At 72.6% G+C, this 20,911-nt stretch carries 20 protein-coding genes; 8 read left to right on the top strand and 12 right to left on the bottom strand.

Features of this window, described 5'->3' with window-relative positions:
* The 5 genes from ADK66_RS18635 to ADK66_RS18615 form a co-directional block, all read right to left on the bottom strand.
* A complete protein-coding gene (locus ADK66_RS18635) occupies nt 1-423 on the bottom strand; it encodes a roadblock/LC7 domain-containing protein (protein WP_053657058.1) in 423 nt (140 codons plus the stop codon).
* Between the two features lie 92 nt (nt 424-515).
* A complete protein-coding gene (locus tag ADK66_RS18630) occupies nt 516-3,083 on the bottom strand; it encodes a nitrate- and nitrite sensing domain-containing protein (protein ID WP_053657056.1) in 2,568 nt (855 codons plus the stop codon).
* A gap of 124 nt (nt 3,084-3,207) precedes the next feature.
* Nucleotides 3,208-4,824 (bottom strand): prenyltransferase/squalene oxidase repeat-containing protein, encoded by a 1,617-nt coding sequence (locus tag ADK66_RS18625; protein WP_082377539.1) that lies wholly within the window; start codon nt 4,822-4,824, stop codon nt 3,208-3,210.
* A complete protein-coding gene (locus tag ADK66_RS18620) occupies nt 4,817-5,734 on the bottom strand; it encodes a terpene synthase family protein (RefSeq protein ID WP_082377538.1) in 918 nt (305 codons plus the stop codon). The genes ADK66_RS18625 and ADK66_RS18620 overlap by 8 nt, the downstream gene beginning before the upstream one ends.
* Nucleotides 5,731-7,068: a cytochrome P450 gene (locus ADK66_RS18615; RefSeq protein ID WP_197281567.1), complete on the bottom strand. Its 1,338-nt coding sequence runs from the start codon at nt 7,066-7,068 to the stop codon at nt 5,731-5,733. Before ADK66_RS18615 ends, ADK66_RS18620 begins: the two co-directional genes overlap by 4 nt.
* Before the next feature lie 536 nt (nt 7,069-7,604).
* Here ADK66_RS18615 and ADK66_RS18610 point away from each other — a divergent pair.
* Nucleotides 7,605-7,853: a DUF2630 family protein gene (locus ADK66_RS18610; RefSeq protein WP_053657052.1), complete on the top strand. Its 249-nt coding sequence runs from the start codon at nt 7,605-7,607 to the stop codon at nt 7,851-7,853.
* Between the two features lie 48 nt (nt 7,854-7,901).
* On the opposite strand, the gene ADK66_RS18605 is transcribed toward ADK66_RS18610, so the two are convergent.
* The 3 genes from ADK66_RS18605 to ADK66_RS18595 all read right to left on the bottom strand — a co-directional run bounded on the left by ADK66_RS18605 (nt 7,902) and on the right by ADK66_RS18595 (nt 10,579).
* Nucleotides 7,902-8,834, bottom strand: a complete 933-nt coding sequence (locus ADK66_RS18605; protein ID WP_053657050.1) for an RIO1 family regulatory kinase/ATPase — start codon at nt 8,832-8,834, stop codon at nt 7,902-7,904.
* Between the two features lie 181 nt (nt 8,835-9,015).
* Nucleotides 9,016-9,660 (bottom strand): HAD family hydrolase, encoded by a 645-nt coding sequence (locus ADK66_RS18600; RefSeq protein ID WP_053657048.1) that lies wholly within the window; start codon nt 9,658-9,660, stop codon nt 9,016-9,018.
* A 64-nt stretch (nt 9,661-9,724) separates the two neighbouring features.
* A complete protein-coding gene (locus ADK66_RS18595) occupies nt 9,725-10,579 on the bottom strand; it encodes a carbon-nitrogen hydrolase family protein (protein WP_231640090.1) in 855 nt (284 codons plus the stop codon).
* An 88-nt stretch (nt 10,580-10,667) separates the two neighbouring features.
* Between ADK66_RS18595 and ADK66_RS18590 the strand changes: the two genes are divergently transcribed.
* The 6 genes from ADK66_RS18590 to mug all read left to right on the top strand — a co-directional run bounded on the left by ADK66_RS18590 (nt 10,668) and on the right by mug (nt 15,005).
* Nucleotides 10,668-11,240, top strand: a complete 573-nt coding sequence (locus tag ADK66_RS18590) for a TetR/AcrR family transcriptional regulator (RefSeq protein ID WP_053657043.1) — start codon at nt 10,668-10,670, stop codon at nt 11,238-11,240.
* 70 nt (nt 11,241-11,310) lie between these two features.
* Nucleotides 11,311-12,228 (top strand): TIGR04222 domain-containing membrane protein, encoded by a 918-nt coding sequence (locus ADK66_RS18585; protein ID WP_053657041.1) that lies wholly within the window; start codon nt 11,311-11,313, stop codon nt 12,226-12,228.
* On the top strand, nt 12,225-13,043 hold the full coding sequence (locus tag ADK66_RS18580; RefSeq protein ID WP_053657080.1) for a DUF692 domain-containing protein: 819 nt from the start codon (nt 12,225-12,227) through the stop codon (nt 13,041-13,043). Before ADK66_RS18585 ends, ADK66_RS18580 begins: the two co-directional genes overlap by 4 nt.
* Nucleotides 13,040-13,585, top strand: coding sequence for a hypothetical protein (locus tag ADK66_RS18575; RefSeq protein ID WP_053657039.1), 546 nt, complete (start codon nt 13,040-13,042; stop codon nt 13,583-13,585). Before ADK66_RS18580 ends, ADK66_RS18575 begins: the two co-directional genes overlap by 4 nt.
* Nucleotides 13,570-14,331, top strand: a complete 762-nt coding sequence (locus ADK66_RS18570) for an SDR family oxidoreductase (protein ID WP_053657037.1) — start codon at nt 13,570-13,572, stop codon at nt 14,329-14,331. Before ADK66_RS18575 ends, ADK66_RS18570 begins: the two co-directional genes overlap by 16 nt.
* A gap of 95 nt (nt 14,332-14,426) precedes the next feature.
* A complete protein-coding gene (gene mug / locus ADK66_RS18565; protein WP_053657078.1) occupies nt 14,427-15,005 on the top strand; it encodes a G/U mismatch-specific DNA glycosylase in 579 nt (192 codons plus the stop codon).
* Nucleotides 15,006-15,041: 36 nt separating this feature from the next.
* Here mug and ADK66_RS18560 read toward each other — a convergent pair whose 3' ends face one another.
* From ADK66_RS18560 to ADK66_RS18550, 3 genes are all read right to left on the bottom strand, one after another.
* Nucleotides 15,042-17,018 (bottom strand): ABC transporter ATP-binding protein, encoded by a 1,977-nt coding sequence (locus tag ADK66_RS18560; RefSeq protein ID WP_053657076.1) that lies wholly within the window; start codon nt 17,016-17,018, stop codon nt 15,042-15,044.
* A gap of 111 nt (nt 17,019-17,129) precedes the next feature.
* Nucleotides 17,130-17,897 carry an enoyl-CoA hydratase/isomerase family protein gene (locus ADK66_RS18555; protein ID WP_053657035.1) on the bottom strand — a complete coding sequence of 256 codons (768 nt, stop codon included), beginning with the start codon at nt 17,895-17,897 and terminating at the stop codon, nt 17,130-17,132.
* Nucleotides 17,898-17,943: 46 nt separating this feature from the next.
* Entirely contained in the window at nt 17,944-18,171 is a 228-nt protein-coding gene (locus ADK66_RS18550; protein ID WP_007462679.1) for a helix-turn-helix domain-containing protein, read from the bottom strand.
* Nucleotides 18,172-18,375: 204 nt separating this feature from the next.
* Between ADK66_RS18550 and ADK66_RS18545 the strand changes: the two genes are divergently transcribed.
* Nucleotides 18,376-18,975 carry a cadmium resistance transporter gene (locus tag ADK66_RS18545; protein WP_082377537.1) on the top strand — a complete coding sequence of 200 codons (600 nt, stop codon included), beginning with the start codon at nt 18,376-18,378 and terminating at the stop codon, nt 18,973-18,975.
* A gap of 129 nt (nt 18,976-19,104) precedes the next feature.
* Here ADK66_RS18545 and ADK66_RS18540 read toward each other — a convergent pair whose 3' ends face one another.
* The gene (locus tag ADK66_RS18540; RefSeq protein ID WP_053657033.1) at nt 19,105-20,709 is read right to left on the bottom strand and encodes an ABC-F family ATP-binding cassette domain-containing protein; all 1,605 of its coding nucleotides are present in this window, start codon (nt 20,707-20,709) and stop codon (nt 19,105-19,107) included.
* Nucleotides 20,710-20,911 lie beyond the last annotated feature (202 nt).

The following is a 20,911-nucleotide window of genomic DNA, read 5'->3' as shown; positions in this document are numbered from 1 at the left end:
TTACCTCTCGCCGGCCGGCTGGGCGGTGTCCCGCGAGGGCGAGGCAACGTACTTGCCGACCCGGGTGACAAGCATCGCCATCTCGTACGCGATCAGGCCGACGTCGGCGTCCTCGCTGGCCAGAACCGCCAGGCAGGCGTTGCGGCCGGCCGCGGTGACGAACAGGAAGGACGACTGCATCTCGATGATGGTCTGCTGCACCTGCCCGCCACCGAAGCGCTTGCCGGCGCCCCGGGCCAGGCTCTGGATGCCGGCCGCCATCGCCGCGAGGTGCTCGCCGTCATCCCGGCTCAATCCCTGCGAGGAAGCCATCAACAGCCCGTCGGAGGAGAGCGCGACCGCGTGCTCGGCCTGCTTCACCCGCCCCACCAGATCGTCCAGCAACCACGTCAGGTCGGCACTCGAAGCCGTCTTCTGGGCCACTTTCGTCGTCCTCTTCTCGCCCGGCAGTTTGCGCCGTACTCGTCTTGGGTCTGACCGTCACACCGCGCGGAAACCGCAGCGCCGACGCTCGGTCAGGTGGCTTGCGGTTCCTCGTCGGTCGGCTCGGGCGTCGCCGCAGGCGACGCGCCGGACGCTCCGCCGAGCAGTCGTGCCGCGTCGGTGCGACCACGTCGGGTGCCGCTCTGGTAGGAACTCATCATCCGGCGCACCTGCTCCGGCGGGCGTACCACGTCCTCCTCGTCGGACTCCGTCGCCGCCGGGTCGTCGCGAAGCTCGGGCACGATGTTCGCCTGCCGGATCCGGACCGGCAGGCCGGAGTCGGTCCGGTCGGTCTCCGACCGGGCCGGCATCGGGCCGCCGTCGACTGTCGGTTCGCCGGGGCCGGTCGCCGGCTCCGTGCGGTCGATAGCGGGCAGGCCGGTGGCGACCGTGGGCCCTTCCAGGGCCGACTGGTTCAGGGGCCGCCGGGTCCGGGTGGGCAGCTCCGGCAGCCCGCCGGGTGGGGTCGTCCGTTGCCGGGTGGGGAGTACGACGTCACCGTCGGCCTGGTCGGCGGCGCTGCCGGCCGTTGCCAAGGTCACCAGCTGCGGCGCGTCCGGTGTGTTCGTGCCCGACGCGGCCGTGTCCGGTGCCGGTGTGGCCAGGGCGACCGGTGAGCCCAGGGCGGGACGGCCGGCGTCGCCCGCACCGGAGATCGGTGCCGCCGGCAGCGCGATGGGCGTCCCGGCCGGAGGTGTGCCGGTGTCCTCCGGGGCGACCCCGTTCTCGGTGACGAGCTCCAGCGGGATCAGCACGACGGCGGTGGTGCCGCCGTACGCCGATTCCTTGAGTCGGACCCGCACGCCGTGCCGTTCGGTCAGCCGGCTCACCACGTAGAGCCCGAGCCGGGCGGCGTTGGCGAGGTTCAACTCGGACTGGTCGACGATGCGGTGGTTCGCCGCGGCCAGGTCCTCCTCGCTCATGCCGAGGCCCCGGTCCTCGATCTCGATGGCGAACCCGTTGGCCACCAGTTGACCGCGGACCTCCACCGTGGTGTGCGGTGGCGAGAACGACAGGCCGTTCTCGATGAGTTCGGCGAGCAGGTGGATGATGTCGCCGACCGCCCGGCCGGCGAGGGAGACAGGGCCGAGGGGCAGCACGTTGACCCGCGTGTAGTCCTCCACCTCGGCCACCGCGCCGCGCACCACGTCGACCATGGGGACGTTGCGCCGCCAGGCCCGACCCGGAGTGGAGCCGGAGAGCACGATCAGGTTCTCGGCGTTACGCCGCATCCGGGTGGCCAGGTGGTCGACCCGGAACAGGTCCTCCAACTCCTCCGCGTCGTGTTCACGGCGCTCCATGGCGTCGAGCAGGGTGAGCTGGCGGTGCACCAGTGCCTGGGTGCGCCGGGCCAGGCTGAGGAAGACGTCACGGACGTTGCGACGCAGCTCGGCCTGCTCCACGGCGGTGCGCAGAGCGGTCTCCTGGACCGCGTTGAAGGCCTTGCCGACCTGGCCGATCTCGTCGGTGCCGAACTCCAGCGGAGGTGCCTCGGTGGCGACGTCGACCTCCTCGCCGCGACCGAGTCGTTCCACCACGCGGGGCAGCCGTTCGTCGGCGAGCTGCCAGGCCGCCTGGCGCAGCCTCTCCAACTGGCGCAGCAGGGTCCGGGCCGTGGTGATCGAGACGACGACCGAGGCGATGACGGCGAGCAGACCCAGACCGGTGGCGAGCACGAGCCGGACGACGACCATCACCGCCACGCCGGTCGCCCGGTCCACGATGCCCTCACCGCCGGCGACGACCACGTCGTTCACCTCGGCCAGCGCCGGCTCGACGGTGCCGCGCCACTGCTCGGCGCTGACCGGCAGCTGGGTCGCCGGTCGGCCCTCGCGGATGATGCTGTCCTGTACGGCGCGCAGCCTGGTGAACGCCTCACCCTCGACGAGTTGCTGGTAGCGGCGCTGGTCGGCGTCGGCGAGCCGGGAGCGGGTCTCTTCGCCGAGGAACCGCTCCGCGCCGACCAGGGAGACGTAGCGGGCGTACTCGGGCCCGCTCATCCGGCCGTTGCCGAACAGGCCGCTGAGCAGCGCGTCCTCCTGGGAGATCAGCTCCTTCATGCGGTTGAGCTGGATCAGGGCGGCCGCGTCGGCGGCGATCGCCTTGTCGTCGAGGCTGCCGGTGACGTCGTAGATCTGGAAGATCGACTCGATGGCGCCGGTGTAGGCGTCGGCCGCGGAGACCCTGTCGACCGAGCGGCCGAGCACCTCGGCGCGGGTCTGCTCGAGGGCGTCGATCTGGGCGATCGAGGCATCCAACTGGGCGTCGAGGGCCTTGCTGCCGGCCACGTCGACCTGCCAGTGACGGACCGAGTCGGCGAACTTCTCGGCGAGTTGCGTGGCCTTGCGCTGCTCGGCCTCCAGCGCCGCGCGCTGCTCGGCGCTGGGGTTGCTCAGGTACGCCTGCGTCAGGCGCCGCTCCAACTGGAGCTCCTGCAGCAGCGGCTCACTGGGCGCGTAGACCCTGCTGTTGATCACCTGGACACCGAGCAGGTTGAAGCCGTCCCGCAGGGTGATCCACGCCGAGAACATCCAGAGCGCGACCAGGGAGAGCAGCAGGGCGACAACCTTGGTGCGGATACTCGTACCGCGAGAACGCATTGAACCGTCCCAGGCCGGGCGTTGACTCAGCTCATCAACGGGTGATCATGGATGCATCGTCCCCGCCACGGCGGGGCATACGGGGCTGAGGCTCTGCGTACGCTAGCAGTGTCCCCACAACCCCTCAAGTCGATGTTTTTGTTGCCTGGTAACCACAATCCACCACCGAACGGTCGGCACCCGGGACGTGAACGGCGGCCAGCCGGCAGGCGGCGAGCACCGCCGAGCGGACGATGGCGGTAGGACAGTACAGCTCCTTGCCGTACCACAGTGGAGGGTGCTCGGGACCCGCCGGTCTGTGCAGGTAGGCATGCCCGCGGGCCACCGCGTCGGTGACCCGTGGCGCACCCGTCGGCGCCGCCAGCAACACCTGCAGGGCGTACGCGGTCTCCTCGGCGGTGCCGCCCCACCGTCCCCACGAGCCGTCGGCGCGTTGGTTGGCCAGCACCCAGCCGGCCGCCCGGTCCACGGCCTCGGCCGCCGCGCCACCCCGGCCGAACTCAGCCAGCGCCAGCACGCAGCAGGCCGTGGCGTAGTACGGGGAGGCGTGCCAGCGGTCCTGCCAGGGACCGTCGGCGAGTTGGTGGGCGGGCAGCACCGCGCTGAGTCGCTCGACCGTCCTGTGGTATCGCGCGTCGGCGTCGGGATACGCCGCCACGTGCTGGCCGAACGCGTCAAGCACGTGCGCGTTGGTGGTGACCGAGAAGCCGTCCTCGCTCCCCGGCCAGGTGCAGAAACCGTCCGTCGTCTCGTACGCCCACAGCCCGGCCGGGTCGGCGGGTCGACCGAGTCGGGCCAGCGCGTCCAGGGCCACCGAGGTGGTGTCGGCGTCGGTGGGCAGCCCTTCGCCGGTGGCCACGCCCGTCGCGGCGGTGGCGGCCGCGGTCAGGGTGTCCAACACGGCGGCCGGCGGGTTGACAGCGACGCCGGCCCGTCGCAGCCCGCTGAGCACCCAGGCCCGCTCGAACACGGTGATCGGGGTCGGGCAGGGCACCGGGCCACGGCCGTCCCGGATCAACTCCCGCAGGAACGCGTGGGCGCTGGGACCGGCGTCCGGGCCGGCCGCGCTCAACCAGGCGGCGGTCGCCGCCGGTGACGCGCCGACGGCGGTGAGGGTGGGGCCAGCGTCGGTGGGCATCGCGCCGAGCACCTCGTAGAAGTGAGCCAGCTTCGTGGGCAGTGCCGCCCCGGCGGCCACCGCCGCCCGCACCGCCCGCAGCCGGCCGACCCCGAGGCCCGGGGGCAGCGTCAGCGGCGGGGTGGGCAGTTGCTCCCAGGTCACCCGGTCCAGCCGGTCGTTGATCGACTCGACAAGCGCCGGGACGATGAGGTCCAGTGCCGGGGTGTCCGGCAGCGTCCGCGCGTCGGCGGCGAGCAGCCGGCCGCTGAGCACCACCAGCCCTCTGGCCGCCGGGGCGAGCAGGTGCGTCCTGGTCCCTCCACCGTCGGCCAGCGCGGCGAGCAGCGCGTCGGTGGCGCTCAGCGTGGGCACCAGGGCGTACCCCTCGGGTGGCCCCCACGCGCCGTCCGGGCGCTGCGTCCGCAGGAGAAACCCGATCCGCTCGTCGTGCCCGGGCAGCCAGGGCGCGTCGGCGACCAGGCGGGCGCTCTCGTACACCGAGGCGGCCACCTGCCCCCACGGCCGAAGCGCCAGGCCGGCGATCAGCTCACGGGCGGCGTCGGTCGCCGGGTCGCGGCCGGTGGCGGGGTCGGCCAGGACGTGGAAGGCGCCGTCACTCATCGCGTTCCCCCCAGAAGTCCGACACCTGGTAGAAGCCGCCGGTGAAGGAGATCTGCCGGTGCAGGTAGTCCGCCTGGCGGGGGCACCGTTGCGCGAGGGCGGCCAGGTCTCCCCGGGAGCGGGTGGTCAGTTCGGCCAGTCGGGCGTGCACCTGCGCCGGGTCGTCGACAAGCAGCAGGGCGTTCAGGTCGCCCCACTCGGCGTCGCGGTCGTGGGTGGCCAGGTCGTTGACCAGCCGCAGCACCCGTTGGACGCCACGTCCGGCGTCCAACAGGTCGGTCAGCTGCGCGAGGGTCTTCTCGTCGCCGGTGGCTATCCAGTGGGTGACGTTGACGAAGGAACTGCCAGAGTTGTCGGCGTTCTCCAGGTAGCGGTCCAGGTCCGGCAGGCGTCGCCCGGTGGTCGGGTCGGTCGGCAGGTTCTTCCAGTCCCACTCCCGAGCCGCGGCGGCGAGCATCCGGGCCAACTCGTCGCGCCAGATCGGGCGCAGCCGGGCGAACGCCGGCACGGTGGCCAGCTCGTCGCGCAGATCCGCCAGCAGCCGGGCCAGGTGTCGCCCCGGTGGGGGCGCCGCGCCGTCGGCCACCGCCAGGCAGTCGGTCACCACCTGCCGGACGTCGTCCACGGACCGGGCGAGGTAGTCGATCTGCCAGTCGGCCGCGAAGACCCAGAGCACGGTACGGGTGGTGATCCGCAGTTCGGCGGCGGTGTGCCACGGCGCGATGAAGGCGACCACGGTGGCCACCGAGCTGAGCAGCGCCGGGTCGAACGGTGCCGCGTCGAACAGCTCCGGGTGGGCGGCGGTGACGCCCTGGAGGTCGCGGACACCGCGCACGGCGAGCGCGCACACCCGGCCCTGCTCGGCGACCGGATCGGGACCGGTCTGCACCGGCCACGGTGCGCCGGTCACGGTACGACCGTGCCGGCGACCGGGGTGAGGATCAGCTCGGCCCGCTGCTTGGGTTGCAGCGAGGCGCCCATCCGGGGAGTCAGGTCGACCGGTCCGCGCAGCCGGAAGCGGTAGCGGCTCAGCACGGTGCTGACGATGAGCTGCGCCTCCAGCAGGAACAGGTACTGCCCGAGGCACTGGTGCGGGCCCCCGCCGAACGGGAAGTAGGAGTAGCGGTAGCGCCGCCGGGGCAGCTCCGGCGCGAACCGCTCCGGGTCGAAGAGCGCCGGGTCGGTCCAGAACGTCGACATCCGCTGGGTGACGTACGGGCTGACCAGCACGGTGCCACCGGCCTTGATCCGGACGCCGCCGAGCACGTCGTCGCCGACCGCGGTCCGGGGGATCATCCAGCCGGCAGGGTAGAGCCGCAACATTTCGTCGAGGACCATCCGGCCGTACCGCAGCTCGGGCAGGTGTGCGCGGCCGACCCGTTCGGTGCCGACCACCTGCTCGATCTCGTCGGTCATCCGCTCGGCCACGTCGGGTCGGGACGCCAGCACCGGCCAGAGCCAGGAGAGCAGGGCGATCGTGGTCTCGGTGGCGGTGGAGAACATGGCCACCACGTCGCCGCGGATCGCGTACTCGTCGGGTTCGCTGCCGTCGGCGCGCGGCCGGCAGAGGGTGGAGATGATGTCGTCGCCGTCGGTGGGTCGGGCCCGGGCCTCCCGGATGATCGGCAGCACCACCTCGTCGATGGTCCGTACCGCCTCGTTGAAGGCGCGGTCGCGGGGCATCGGCACCGCGTACGGCACGAAGGGCACCAGCAGGCGCGGGAGCATCGCGGTGGTGAGGGTGTCCAGCGCGGCGCTGATCCGTAGCGCGTCGGGCACCGAGATCCGGTCGGCGAAGAGCACCCGCATGGTGGTTCGCAGCACGATCTTGGTCAGTTCGGCGCCGCCGTCGATCGGCCGGCCCTCCCGGGCGGGCTCCAGCCACTCGTCGACGGCCTCGTTGATCGCCTCGGCCATCTTGTCGACGAGCGTCTCGGCCCGCTTCGCGGTGAACAGCGGTTGCAGCGCCCCCCGGCTGGATTCCCACACCTCGCCCTCGGCGACCAGGATGGCGTCGCCGACGATCCGGCGGACCGGCCGCCAGAGCAGGCCGTCCCCGTCGCGGGTGTAGTTGGCAACGTTGTCCCTCAGGACGCGCTGCAAATGCTCCGGATGACTGACCAGGTAGGGGCGGAACGAGCCGAGGTTGAGCCGGACGACCTCGCCGCCGGAGTCGTCCGCGAAGCCGACCAACGCGCCGAGCGGGTCGCGGATCAGCGCGGGCAGGACGCGACGGAGCGGGATCATCCGGGGCTCGGTGCTGACGGGGGCGGGGCCGGCATCGGACACCTGGGGCATGGCGTCTCCTCGTCGGTCCGGCGGCCTCCGCTGTCCACTTCGGCCGGTCGGAGCTGTGGAACTTTCACCTTCTGGGCGTCGGAAGCATCTCACCAAATCCGGGGCACCTCTAGACCTCTGACCGGTGAGATTCCACGTCCGGGCCGGGCCTACCGCGACGCGGACGGCACACAAGCGTCTAGAGTGGACGATCACTCTGGGCTCCGGCGCAGGTCGCGCCGCTTGACAGAAAACCGGAATTGTCCCCGGAGCGCGCCATGCCGGTCCGCAGCAACAACGCGTCGTCGGCACAGCCCGCTGGGGTCCCGTACCGCATCGCGGACACCGACGGCGGCGAATGGGTGCCGTGGCCATCGGGTCTCAGCGGTCGGCGGCGCCTGCGGGATCACCCGGGGGGCGAGCAGCGCCGGCGCGCGTGAGCCGGGACGCACCGGTCCCTGCGAATCCGGGCGATGTCGGGCACCCTGTGCCAGGCTCTCAGCATGGACGACAAGACCATCCTGAACCGGATCTCCGAACTCGTCGACGAGGAGCACCGGCTGCGCGCGGCGGCTCAGGCCCACGAGTCGGGCACCGAGGGCGAGACCAGCGAACGGCTACGCGACCTGGAGGAGTCCCTCGACCAGTGCTGGGACCTGCTGCGCCGCCGCCGGGCCGCGCGGGAGACCCACGGCGACCCCGACGCACAGGGCGAACGCCCCAAGCCCGAGGTGGAACGCTACCTCCAGTGACCGGCGGGGCGGGTCGGGGGGCCGCTCGGGTCGCCCGACCCGCCCCGATCAGCGCAGGCCCGCCTCGCGCAGCAGATCCCCGGTCAGCACGCCGACGTCGACCTGTTCGGCGGTCAACCCCCGGGCCAGGAACCAGTTGCTGACCACCCGGACGTCGCGGGCCAGGAACTCCGGCCCCTGCGGGTTCGCCACCACGTCCACCACCTGCGGCAGGTCGATGACGATCAGCCGCCCCGAGTGCACGAGCAGGTTGTACGGCGACAGGTCGCCGTGCGCGTAGCCGGCCCGCGCCAGCACCCGCAGCGCCTCCCCCAGCTGACCCCACAGGTCGCGTAGCTCGGTCGGGCCGGGACGCAGCTGGGCCAGCCGGGGCGCGGCCTGCCCCGACGCGGCGTCGCCGACGAACTCCAGCATCAGCTCGGTGCCGCGCAACTGCACCGGGTACGGCACGGCGATCCGGTCGTGCCCGGCGCCGATCTCCCAGAGTCGGGCCAGCGCCGCGAACTCGGCCGCCGCCCACTGCCCGGCGATCATCTGCCGGCCGAACGCCGTCCGGCCGGCCATCGCACGGTTCTCCCGGGACCGGCGTACCCGGCGGCCCTCCAGGTAGCCCGCGTCGCGGTGGAACAACCGGTGCTCGGCGTCCCGGTACCGCTTCACGGCCAGCAGGCAGGAACGGTCAGTGCCCGGCACCGCCCGGCGGACGAGGTGGACGTCCGCCTCCTTGCCGGTCTTCAGCACACCCAACTCGGTGTCCTTGGCTGCCAACTCGGTGACCAGCCACTGCGGGTGTGGCTCCGGCCCGTGTACGGCGTCGTCCCAGGACGACCACCGCTCGCCCGTGTCGGGGTCGGGTGCGTCGTCGGGGTCAGCGGGCAGCTCGATCGGCCGCCCGCGCTTCAGATACTGCGGTTCGTCGTCGTCGAAGCGGCTCTTGCCGCGGCTCCGGCGCTCCAGCGCCGGCAAGTCATGATCGCGCACTGTGGTGAGGTTCCCTTGGTCGAGGCTTGGTTAGGCAGCTGGAAGCGACCTGCGAAGACGGCCATGACCGACCCCCTCTCCTCGAACCGGGCCAACACCCGGGTGCACGATGCGCCGCCAATCCTCGCGGCGGCCCGAACGACAAGGCAACCGAATTACCGCACCGCACGGGCGCGGAGCGTCAGCTCGCGAGCACAGTGGCGACGGCCGCGATCAGGCCGTCCACGGTGCGGCTCGGCGCGAACCGCACGTCCGACCAGGTCCGTCCCCGGTGCAGCCAGACGCTGGGCAGCCCGACGGCTGCCGCGCCGCCGATGTCCGCCTCCGGGCTGTCGCCGACCACCCAGGCGCCACGCAGCGGCATCCGGACCCTCTGCGCGGCGAGCGCGAAGATCCGCGGGTTGGGTTTGCTGACCCCGGCCTCCTCGGAGATGACCCAGTCGGCGACGTAGCGGTCCAGCCCGGTCCGGCGGATCTTGGCGTCCTCGACGCGTACGGTGCCGTTGCAGACCACCACAGGCACCCAGCCGGCGTCGTCGGCGATGCGCAACGCGCAGGCGGTCAGCGAGTCGAGGCGGGTCTGCGCCACCACCCCGTCGTGCAACTCCTCGACCAGGTCGATCGAGGGGATGCGCAGCTCGTACCGGTCCCGGATGGCGTCGGCCAGGTCCCACCGGTCGGTGAGCCCGTCGGCGTCGAGGGAGATCAGCCAGTCGATGTCGGTGGGGGGCGCACCGATGCCGTCCAGGAAGCGCTCACCCCAGCGGCGGAACGGCCCGGCCCGGTCCAGCAGGGTGTTGTCCAGGTCCAGCAGGAGCAGTGGCACTCGGGCACCCTACGGGACCGACGTGTCCGCCAACAGATACCGCGTGTTTCGACCTGACGCCGACTTAACAGTTTATAGACACCCGTGGGCCACCCTGGCTCGGCAGCCGGTCGGCGAGCATCGAATGGGCCTCCCGGGTGGCCGCGAGGACGGCCGGGTCCAGCGTCGCCACCAGCACCGCCGTACCCTCGTCGGCACCCCTGGCCAGGGCCCGTCCCTGCGGGTCGTAGACCGCCGCGCCGCCGTTGAACCGCCAGGGGTCGTCGCCTCCGACCGCGTTGGCGAAGACCACGAACATGGTGTTGTCCAGTGCTCGCGCCGCGTAGTACAGGTCCCGGCGGTGCTCGGAGCCGGCCAGGTAGCCGCTGGGGCAGAGGTAGGCGTGCGCGCCGTCGAGCGCAGCGGCGCGGCCGTGCTCGGGGAAGCAGCCGTCGTAGCAGATGCCCAACCCGAGTCGCCAGTCGTCGACGAGCAGCGTGGCGCCCCGCCCGCCCGGCGTGAACAGGTCGCGCTCGCTGCCCCACAGCTGCTGCTTGTCGTACCCGAGCCGGATGACGCCGGTCCGGTCGGCCACCAGCGCGGCGATGGTCCGCCGGCCGTCCGGGTGCCGGGCCGCGGCGCCGACCACCACTGTGGCCCCGGCCGTACGCGCCGCGTGGCGCAGCGGGTCGAGCCGGGGGTCGGCGACCGCTCCGGTGGGGTCGACGGCGATGTCGGTGCCGCTCGGGTCGGCGGCGAGGATCGGCGGGTGGTACGCGCACAGGTACAGCTCGGGCAGGACGACCACCCTGGCACCCTGCCCGGCCGCCTGCCGGACCAGATCGGCAGCGGCGCTCGCGTTGCCGGCGACATCGCCGGGGGTGGGTGTGGCCTGGACGGCGGCGACGGTAAGCGACGCGGCGGGCACTGTGGGAGTCACCGGGCGATGGTAGCGATGCCGACCACGGCGAAATACCAAGCCGTACGTACGGTTTGCACGGCGGGGTGTGACCTGCGACGATCGACCCGTGCCCAGAGTAAGCCAGGACCAGCTCGACGCGCGCCGGCAGGAGATCCTCGCCGCCGCGCGGGCGTGTTTCGCCCGGCACGGCTACGAGGGGGCGACCGTTCGCCGCCTGGAGGAAGCCACCGGGCTCTCCCGGGGCGCCATCTTCCACCACTTCCGGGACAAGGACTCGCTCTTCCTCGCCGTCGCCGAGGACGACGCCGCCGCCATGGTCGAGACTGTCGCCCGCAACGGTCTCGTGCAGGTGATGCGCGATCTGCTGGCCCGCGCCGTCTCCCCCGACACCACCGGGTGGCTCGGCAGCCAACTGGAAGTCTCCCGCCGCCTGCGCACCGACCCGGCGTTCGCCCGGCGCTGGGCGGAGCGGTCCGCCGCCATCGCCGAGGCCACCCGCGACCGGTTGGCCCGCCAGCGCGACGCCGGTGTGCTGCGCGAGGACGTACCGATCGACGTGCTGGCGCAGTTCCTGGAGCTGGCCTACGACGGCCTGGTGCTGCACCTGGCGATGGGCCGACCGGCCGGCGACCTGGGCCCGGTGCTCGACCTCGTCGAGGAGGCCGTCCGCCGCCGCTGAGCCCGTTTCGCCGCGTGGCGGCGGTGCTCCACAATGAGGCCGCCGATCCCTCCGGCGACAGGAGCAGCCGATGATCGTCCACGCCGCGTCGGGCGACACCTGGGGCATTCCCGGCCCGACCTTCCTCCGGTACTACCTGATCGCGACCGCGGTTGTCGTCGCGCTCGCGGTGTGGCACCGGGTCCGGCTGGCAGCCGGCCCCCGGAGCGCCTTCGTCGATCCGCTCGGCCCGCAGCAGGCGGCGTACCTCAACGGTGGGCCCGGTCTCGCCGTACACGCCGCGCTCGGCGGGCTGCGCGGCAGCGGTGCGATCGGTGTCGGGCCGGACCGTCGGCTGCTCACCACCGGCCCGGCGCCAGCCGGGCTCACCCCGCTGGACCAGGCCATCCACTGGGCCGCCCACCAGCGTTCCCGGGCGCGGGACCTGGGCCGGGAGCAGCGGGTACGCACCGCACTCGACCAGCTCCGCACCGGCCTGGAGGAGCGCGGGCTGTTGCCGACCCCGGCGCGGCGGGCCACCGCACGTCGGTGGGTACGGATCCTCGCCGTCCTGCTGGTGCTCGGTGTGGTGCGGTTGGCAGCCGGTCTGTTCAACGGCCGCCCGGTGGGCTACCTGGCGACCACCCTGTTCGGCGTACTGGTGGCGGTCCTGCTGCTCTGGCGCGTACCGCAGACCACCCGTGCCGGTCGGGCGGCGTTGCGCGACCTGCGTCGTCAGCACACCCACCTGGCTCCCGGCTCGGCGCCCGCCTACGCCACCTACGGTGCGGCCGGCGCGGCGATGGGCGTGGCCCTGTACGGTGCCGCGTCGCTCTGGGCGATCGACCCCGGCTTCGCCGAGCAGGCCGAGATCCAGCGCCAGGCCCTCGCCGGCGGCTGGTCGTCGGGCACCGGCTCGTCGGGCAGTTCCGGCAGTTCCTGCGGGGGCGGCAGCTCCTGCGGCGGTGGCGGAGGTGGTGGCTGCGGCGGTGGTGGGTGCGGCGGATGACCGGCCCGTACGGCGTCGGCATCGGCTGGCGCCCGGAGATCGCCGGTTTCGTGGCCGAGCTGCCGGGGCTGCGCTTCGTCGAGGTGGTGGCCGAGTCGGTGCCCGCTACCGGGCCGCTCCCGCCAGGGCTGGCGCAGCTGCGCGAGCGCGACGTCACAGTCGTACCGCACGGGGTGCGGCTCTCCCTCGGCGGTGCCGAGCCGGTCGACCCGGCCCGTGTCGCCCACCTGGCGGAGGTGGCGCAGCGGTTGGAAGCGCCGCTGGTCAGCGAGCACATCGCGTTCGTCCGGGCCGGCGGGCTGGAGGCCGGGCATCTGCTGCCGTTGCCGCGCAGCCGGGAGGCGGTCGACGCGGTCTGCGCCAACGTGGCCCGCGCACAGGCCGACCTGCCGGTGCCGATCGCGCTGGAACCGATCGCCGCGCTGCTCGACTGGCCCGACGACGAGCTGGACGAGGCCGACTTCCTCACCGAGATCCTGGACCGGACCGGCGCCCTGCTGCTGCTGGACATCGCGAACGTGCACGCCAACGCGCGTAACCGCGGCACCGACCCACTCGCGCTGCTCGACCGGCTGCCGCTGGAACGGATCGGCTACGTGCACGTGGCCGGCGGGGCGGAGCACGGCGGTTTCTACCACGACACGCACACCGATCCGGTGCCGCAGGAGGTGCTGGCGCTTGTCGGCGCGCTCTGCGCCCGCAAGCGGCCACCGGCGCTGCTCCTCGAACGCGACGGCGGCTATCCGCCGGCCGACGAGCTGCGCGCCGAACTGGACGCCCTGGCCGCGGCTGCGGGCTTCCCGGCAGTGACATGACAGGCGCTCCCCCGCCCACCGACGGCGGGCAGACCGGGGGCCGCCTCGCCGAGCGGCAGGCGGAGTTGGTGGCGGCGCTTGTCGCCGGAGGCCCGCCGCCGGCCGGGTTCGCCCCGGGGCCGCTTGCCGCCACTCGAACGGCGCTGCTGCGCAAGCGTGCCGGCGACGTGGCCCGGCACTGGCCGCTTCTCGCCGCCGGCCTCGGCAACCTCTGGTGGGCGACGTTCGCCGGCTGGGCCGACGGCCGCCCCACCGCCGGTTCGCTGCGCGACGGGTGGGACCTGGCCCGGCACCTCCGCGAGCGGAACGCGCTGCCCCCGGCGGGCGCCGAGGAACTGGCCATCCGGGAGGCGGGCCAACGCTACGACGGGCGACAGACGCCGCGTCCGCGCCGGTTGCCGTCCGTGGGCCGCGCCGGCGGCGCCGTCGCGGTGCAGATCGCCGGTCGGGTACGTCTGCTGCGCCCCGCCCCACGCCCACCGGCCCCCGTTGAGGATGGCGCACCGGATGCGGCAGTATCGGCCGCATGGATCTCGGACTGACCGACCGGGTGTACGTGCTCACCGGCGCCTCCCGCGGCCTTGGCTATGCGACGGCGCAGTGCCTGGTCGCCGACGGGGCGCGGGTGGTGCTGTCGGCCCGCGACGCCGACGCGGTGGCCGCTGCCGCCCAGCAGTTGGGCGGCCCGGAGCACGCTGTCGGGCTGGCCGCCGATCTGGCCGCCCCGGAAACCCCTGAGCAGCTCGTCGCGGCGGCGCGTGAGCACTTCGGTCGGCTCGACGGCGCGCTGATCTCGGTCGGCGGCCCACCGCCCGGCAACGCCGCGTCGATCACCGACGAGCAGTGGCGGCACTCCTTCGAGACGGTCTTCCTCGGCACCGTCCGCGCGGCGCGTACTGTCGCCGCCGCCCTGCCCGAGGGCGGCGCGATCGGGCTGGTGCTCTCCACCTCGGCCCGCGGCCCGGTGCCCGGCCTCGGCATCTCCAACGGCCTGCGGCCCGGCCTGGTCGGTGTCGCCAAGGACATCGCCGACAACTACGGCCCGCGCGGCGTACGCGTCGTCGGTCTGCTCCCCGGCCGGATCATGACCGACCGCAACCGGGAACTCTTCGCCGCCACCGGCGACCCCGAGCAGGCCCGCGCCGAGGCCGAGGCCAGCATCCCGCTGCGGCGCATCGGCGACCCTGCCGAGTTCGGCCGCGTGGCAGCCTTCGTGCTCTCCCCCGCCGCAAGCTACCTGACCGGCCTCACCGTGCCGGTCGACGGTGGCGCGCTGCGCGGCCTGTGACAGCGGGCGCGGGCCGGCGCTCCGACACCGCCGGCACCGAACCGCCGACGCGGGCACGGTCGTCCACCGACCGAGCCCGACCGACGAGCGCGGATCTGCCGGCCGCCGCGCACCTCCGGCCGAGCCGCGCGGATCTCGCCGCCGCCGCCGACCGGACCATCCCCGACGTGCTCACGCCCGGCCTGGCGGTGCTTTTCGTCGGGATCAACCCCGGCCTCTGGTCGGCCGCCACCGGCCGGCACTTCGCCCGACCCGGCAACCGGTTCTGGCCGGCGCTGCACACGGGCGGGTTCACCCCGCGACTGCTGCACCCGAGCGAACAGGACGAACTGCCCGCCCTCGGACTCGGCATCACCAACATGGCCGCCCGGGCCAGCGCCCGCGCCGACGAGCTCAACGCCGAGGAACTCCTCGACGGCGCCGCGATCCTCGCCGACAAGGTGACCCGCTACCGCCCGCGCTGGGTGGCGGTGGTCGGCGTGACCGCGTACCGGATCGGTTTCGGCAGGCCGAAGGCCACCTTCGGGCCGCAGCCGGAGTCGCTGGCCGGGGCACGGCTGTGGGTGCTGCCCAATCCGAGTGGCCTGAACGCCCACTTCACGCCTGTCACGCTGGGTGCCGCGTTCGCCGAGCTGCGGGTGGCCACTGGCCTGCCCGACCGCCGCCAGGCGTGAGCGTTCTGCTCACCGGCAGATGCGCGGACCCTCGGGTCAGTTGGCGGCGGCGGGCGGCATCGCTTCGTCGGCGACGTACGTGCCCAGCGGCATGACGATCGGCTCGGGGCCTGTCGCGTCGACGAACGGCCGGGGCGAGTCGGCGACGGCGAACTGGGTGCGGTACAGCTCGGCGTAGAGCCCGCCGACCGCTACCAGCTCGTCGTGGCGACCCCGCTCGACGATCCGCCCACCGTCGAGGACCAGGATCTGGTCGGCGTCGCGGACTGTGGAGAGCCGGTGCGCGATCACCAGCGCCGTACGCCCGGCCAGCGCCACCGCCAGCGCCCGCTGCACGGCCGCCTCGCTCTCGGAATCCAGGTGCGCTGTCGCCTCGTCCAGGATCACGATCGACGGGGCCTTGAGCAGCAGCCGGGCGATGGCGATGCGTTGCTTCTCGCCACCGGAGAACCGGTAGCCGCGCTCCCCCACAGTGGTGTCCAGCCCGTCGGGCAACGACCGGACCAGGTCGGCGACCTGGGCACCGGCGAGCGCGGCCCAGATCTCGTCGTCGGTGGCGTCCGGCTTGGCGTAGCGCAGATTTTCGGCGATCGTCTCGTGGAACAGGTGCGAATCCTGGGTGACGACGCCGATCTCGTCGCGCAGGGAGGCGAGCGTGGCGTCGCGGACGTCCACGCCGCCGACCAGCACCTGACCGTCGGTCACGTCGTAGATCCGGGAGATGAGCATCGACAGCGTCGACTTGCCGGCGCCGGACGGGCCGACAAGGGCGACCATCTGCCCCGGCTCGACGCTGAACGAGACGCCCCTGAGTACCGGCTCGTTGACCGTCCGGTCGAGGGTGGAGACCTCCTCCAGGGAGGCGAGGGAGATCTCGGCGGCGCTCGGGTAGCGGAACCGCACGTCGCGGAAGTCGACCCGGCCGCTGCCGCGGGGCACCGGCACGGCGTCGGGCTTCTCCACGATGCCGGGCTCGAGGTCGAGCACCTCGAAGACGCGGTCGAAGGAGACAAGCGCGCTCATCACGTCCACCCGGACGTTGGAGAGCGCGGTGAGCGGCCCGTACAGGCGGGTCAGCAGCAGCGCGAGGGTCACCACTGTGCCCGCGCTGACACCACCGGTCACGGCGAGCCAACCGCCGAGGCCGTAGGTGAGCGCCTGCGCCAGCGAGGCGACAAGCAGCATCGCCACGAAGAACGTCCGCGAGTACATGGCGGACTGGATGCCGATGTCGCGCACCCGCTCGGCCCGGCCGGCGAACCGGCGGGCTTCGATGTCGGGCTGCCCGAACAGCTTCACCAGCAGCGCGCCGGCCACGCCGAACCGCTCGGTCATCGTGGCGTTCATCTTGGCGTCGAGGTTGTACGCCTCGCGCGTGATGTCGGCAAGCCGCCGGCCGACCCGACGGGCCGGAATGATGAAGATCGGCAGGAGTACCAGCGACAGGGCGGTGATCTGCCAGGAGAGGGTGAACATCACCGCGGCGGTGAGGACCAACTGGATGACGTTGCTGACCACGCCGGACAGGGTGGAGGTGAACGCCCGCTGGGCGCCGAGGACGTCGTTGTTGAGCCGGCTGACCAGGGCGCCGGTCTGGGTGCGGGTGAAGAACTGCAACGGCATCCGCTGCACGTGGTCGTAGACCCGGGTGCGCAGGTCGAGGATGATGCCCTCGCCGATGCGGGCCGAATACCACCGCTGGGCCAGCGAGAGCAGCGCGTCGGCGACCGCGAGCGCGGCGATGAACAGCGCCAGCCTGATCACCAGCCGGCCGGCCTCGGTGCCACCCCTGTTGATCGCGTTGATGACGTCACCGGCGAGCACCGGGGTCGCCACGCCGATGATGGCGGCCAGGACCACTGTGACCAGGAAGACGATGATGTCGCGCCGGTAGGGCTGGGCGAACGCCACGATGCGCCGGGCCACCCCGCGCTTGAGGCGGTGGGTGGAGACCTCGTCGCGGTTGCGCAGCGACCGGAGCATGCTCCACCCGGCCATGCCACCGCCGGACATCGGGTTGGACACCGCTCACCTCCGGGTCATCGGGCGCACCGCACCGTCAGGCCAATTCTCGACGAGTGTGACAACCTCAGTCGTAACCCGGATCTTCCCGGACGTCCCTTACTATTCGCCGCGGCCGGCGAGGTCCCGCAGTCGGCGGGTCTGCGCCTCCCGCTCGGCGCGTTGCTGATCGGCGTGCGACCGCCCGGCCGCGCCGGCGATCAGCGCCTTGATCTCCACCACCGCGTCACGGGCGCCGGCGAGCAGGCCCGCCGTGAGGTCACGGACCGCGCCGTCAAGATCACCCGGGGGTACGACGAGTGTGGCCAGCCCGATCCGGTCCGCCTCGGCGGCGTCCAACCGTCTGCCGGTCGCGCAGATCTCCAAAGCCCGGGAGTAGCCGACAAGCTCGACGAGACGCTTCGTACCGGCCAGGTCAGGCACCAGACCCAGGGTCACCTCGGCCATCGACAGCTTCGCGTCGGCGGCTAGGACGCGCAGGTCACAGGCGAGCGCGAGCTGGAATCCAGCGCCGATCGCGTGGCCCTGCACGGCCGCGACGGAGATGATGTCCGGTCGGTGCAGCCAGGTGAAGCCGGCCTGAAGCTCGGCGATCTGGGCCGCGCACTCCTGCTCGGACAGCGTGGCCAGCTCGGCGAACGAGCCAGGGCCGGACGCGCCGGCCACCGCGAGGTCGAGGCCGGCGGAGAACGCACGCCCCTCGCCACGGACCACCACGACCCGCACATCACCGGGCAGGTCGCGGGAGAAGTCGCTCATCGCTCGCCACATCGCGGGCGTCTGGGCATTGAGCACGTCGGGCCGGCACAACGTCACCGTGGCGACCGGCCCGTCGCAGGCCAGCCGAACCCCGGTCGCCTCGGCGGTCACCGGGCGGCCCGGGGCGCGGCGCTGGTGAACGACGCGGAGTGGCGGGTCACGCCTTCTTGCGGCGACGGGCGCCGCCGCGCTGGCGCAGCTGCACCCCGGACTCAGTGAGCACTCGGTGGATGAACCCGTAGGAACGGCCGGTCGAGGCCGCCAGCGCGCGGATGCTTTCCCCCGAGGTGTACCGCTTTACCAGGTCCTTGGCGAGCGTCTGACGCTCGGCTCCGACGATCCGGCGACCCTTCTCAGTGCTGGTGGCTGTGCCAGTGGCTGCCATGCTGTGTCCTCACGTCCCAGACTGTGCGGTTCGGATACGGTCCCACCTATTAGACCGCCTTGAACGATCATGCGCCAGATATCAACTCTTCGCCAACCGACACGCTATGCAATGTCAGCTTCCCGATAGAGTGATCCTCACAATCGACTCCCCGCGCGCCGGCCGGGTACGGCGACATCGAGCCGCAGACCGTAGCCTTCGGCCGTGATCGACCTGCTGGGCACCGCGGCCGGCGCCGCCGTGGTCTTCGCCGCCACAAACATCGACGACATCGTCATCCTGACGATCTTCTTTGTCGCTGCCCGCACCACCGGCCGACCACACACCTGGCAGATCGTCGCCGGCCAATACCTCGGCATCAGTGCACTAGCGCTGGCGAGCGTGGTGGTCGCCGCCGGGCTGCTTGTGGTGCCGGACCCGTGGACCGGGCTCCTCGGCCTGCTGCCTATCGCGCTCGGCGTCCGCGCGCTGCGCGGCTCCGACGACGACGCGCCGGCCACTGTCGTCACCGGAACGCTCGGTGTCGCCGGGGTCACGATCGCCAACGGCGCCGACAACGTGGCCGTCTACGTACCCGTGTTCCGGGCCCTCGGCGCCGCCGACAGCGCGGTGTTCCTGCTGGTCTTCGCGCTGCTCATCGCGGCGTGGTGCGCCGTCGCGGCATGGCTGGGCGGGCACCGGAAGGTGGTCGGCCTGGTCGAGCGCGCCGGCCACTGGCTGGTGCCGGCGATCTTCGTCGCCATCGGGGTGGTGATCCTGGTCAGCTCCGGCGTGCTCGGCGCACTCGTCGACCTGCTCGGCTGAGCCGCCGGAGACCGACCACTGACCGCCCAACCCACCTCGGTGGGGCGCGCTGTCAGTCAGCTCCGGCTCGGCGCGGTCGGACCAGCCCTCGGCTCGGCGCGGTCGGACCAGCTCCGGTCCGGCGCGCGGTCAGGCCAGCTCGACCAGTTCGAGGAGGTCGTCGCTCCAGGCGTCCTCGTCGCCGTCGGGCAGCAGGATGGCCCGGTCCGGCTTGAGCGCCAGCACAGCGCCCGTGTCGTGCGTGACAAGCACGATCGCACCCGGGTAGTTGGCGATGGCGTCGAGCACCTGCTCCCGGCTGACCGGGTCGAGGTTGTTCGTCGGCTCGTCGAGCAGCAGCACGTTGGCGCCGGAGCAGACAAGGGTGGACAGGGCCAGCCGGGTCTTCTCTCCACCGGAGAGCACCCCGGCCGGCTTGTTCACGTCGTCGCCGGAGAACAGGAACGCGCCGAGGATCTTGCGCAGGTCGGTGTCGGACTGCTCGACGGCGGCGGCCCGCATGTTCTCCAACACCGTCCGCTCCACGTCGAGCGTCTCGTGCTCCTGCGCGTAGTAGCCCAGCCGCAGCCCGTGCCCGGCATGCACCTCGCCGGTGTCCGGGGTGAGCAGCCCGCCGAGCATCCGCAGCAGCGTCGTCTTGCCAGCGCCGTTGAGGCCCAGGATTGCCACCCGGGACCCCCTGTCGACCGCCACGTTGACGTCGGTGAAGATCTCCAACGAGCCGTACGACTTGGACAGGCCGGTCGCGGTGAGCGGCGTCTTGCCGCACGGCGCGGGGCTGGGGAAGCGCACCTTGGCCACCCGGTCGGCGACCCGCACCTCCTCCAGGCCGGAGATGAGCTTCTCGGCGCGGCGTGCCATGTTCTGCGCAGCGACGGTCTTTGTGGCCTTGGCCCGCATCTTGTCGGCCTGCGCCATCAACGCGCCGGCCTTCTTCTCGGCGTTGGCCCGCTCCCGGCGGCGGCGGCGCTCGTCGGTCTCGCGTGCCTCCAGGTACGCCTTCCAGCCCAGGTTGTACACGTCGATGACGGATCGGGTGGCGTCGAGGAACCAGACCTTGTTGACCACCGACTCCAGCAGCGCGCCGTCGTGGGAGATCACGATGAGGCCGCCCTTGTGGTTGGCGAGGAAGCCCCGCAGCCACGTGATCGAGTCGGCGTCGAGGTGGTTCGTCGGCTCGTCGAGCAGCAGGATGCCGCCGCCGTTCTCGCCGGCGTCGCGGAACAGGATCCGGGCCAGCTCGATGCGCCGCCGCTGACCGCCGGACAGGGTGCCGATCGTCTGCGCGAGCGCGCGGTCCGGCAGGCCCAGGTTGGCGCAGATCCGTGCGGCCTCGGCTTCGGCGGCGTACCCACCGAGGGCGGCGAACTGGTCCTCCAGCGCGCCGTAGCGGCGGACCAGCTTCTCGGTGGCGTCCTCGGCGAGCTGGGCCTCGATCTCCTGCATCTGTGCCATGAGCACGTCGAGGCCGCGGGCGGAGAGCACCCGGTCGCGGCCGGTCACGTCCAGGTCGCCGGTACGCGGGTCCTGCGGCAGGTAGCCGATGGCGCTGCGCTTGTCGATCTGACCGCCGTACGGCTGACCCTCGCCGGCGAGGACCTTGAGTGTGGTGGTCTTGCCGGCGCCGTTGCGGCCGACCAGGCCGATCCGGTCACCGGGCTGCACGCGCAGCGTGGTGTCGGACAGCAGGATCCGGGAACCGGCGCGCAGTTCCAGGCCGGTGGCAGTGATCATCTGTTTGGGGCTCGCTCTCGGGGTCCGGAAGGCTGACTCGGGGCACGCGAAACGGCCGGCGGGCTCAAGGGCCCGACGGCGCGGGGCGGTTCAGCCTTCGCAGCGCAGCACCCGACAAGTGTACCGGGCGCGGCTGGATGCCCTGCCGGATTACCAATCAAGATCATCGGGTACCGGAACCGCTGTCCGGACCCCCTTCCGG

Source organism: Micromonospora sp. NRRL B-16802 (assembly GCF_001279555.1).
Lineage (GTDB): Bacteria > Actinomycetota > Actinomycetes > Mycobacteriales > Micromonosporaceae > Micromonospora > Micromonospora profundi.
Note: the sequence above shows the minus strand (reverse complement) of the source record. Positions and strands in the feature narration are given on the sequence as shown.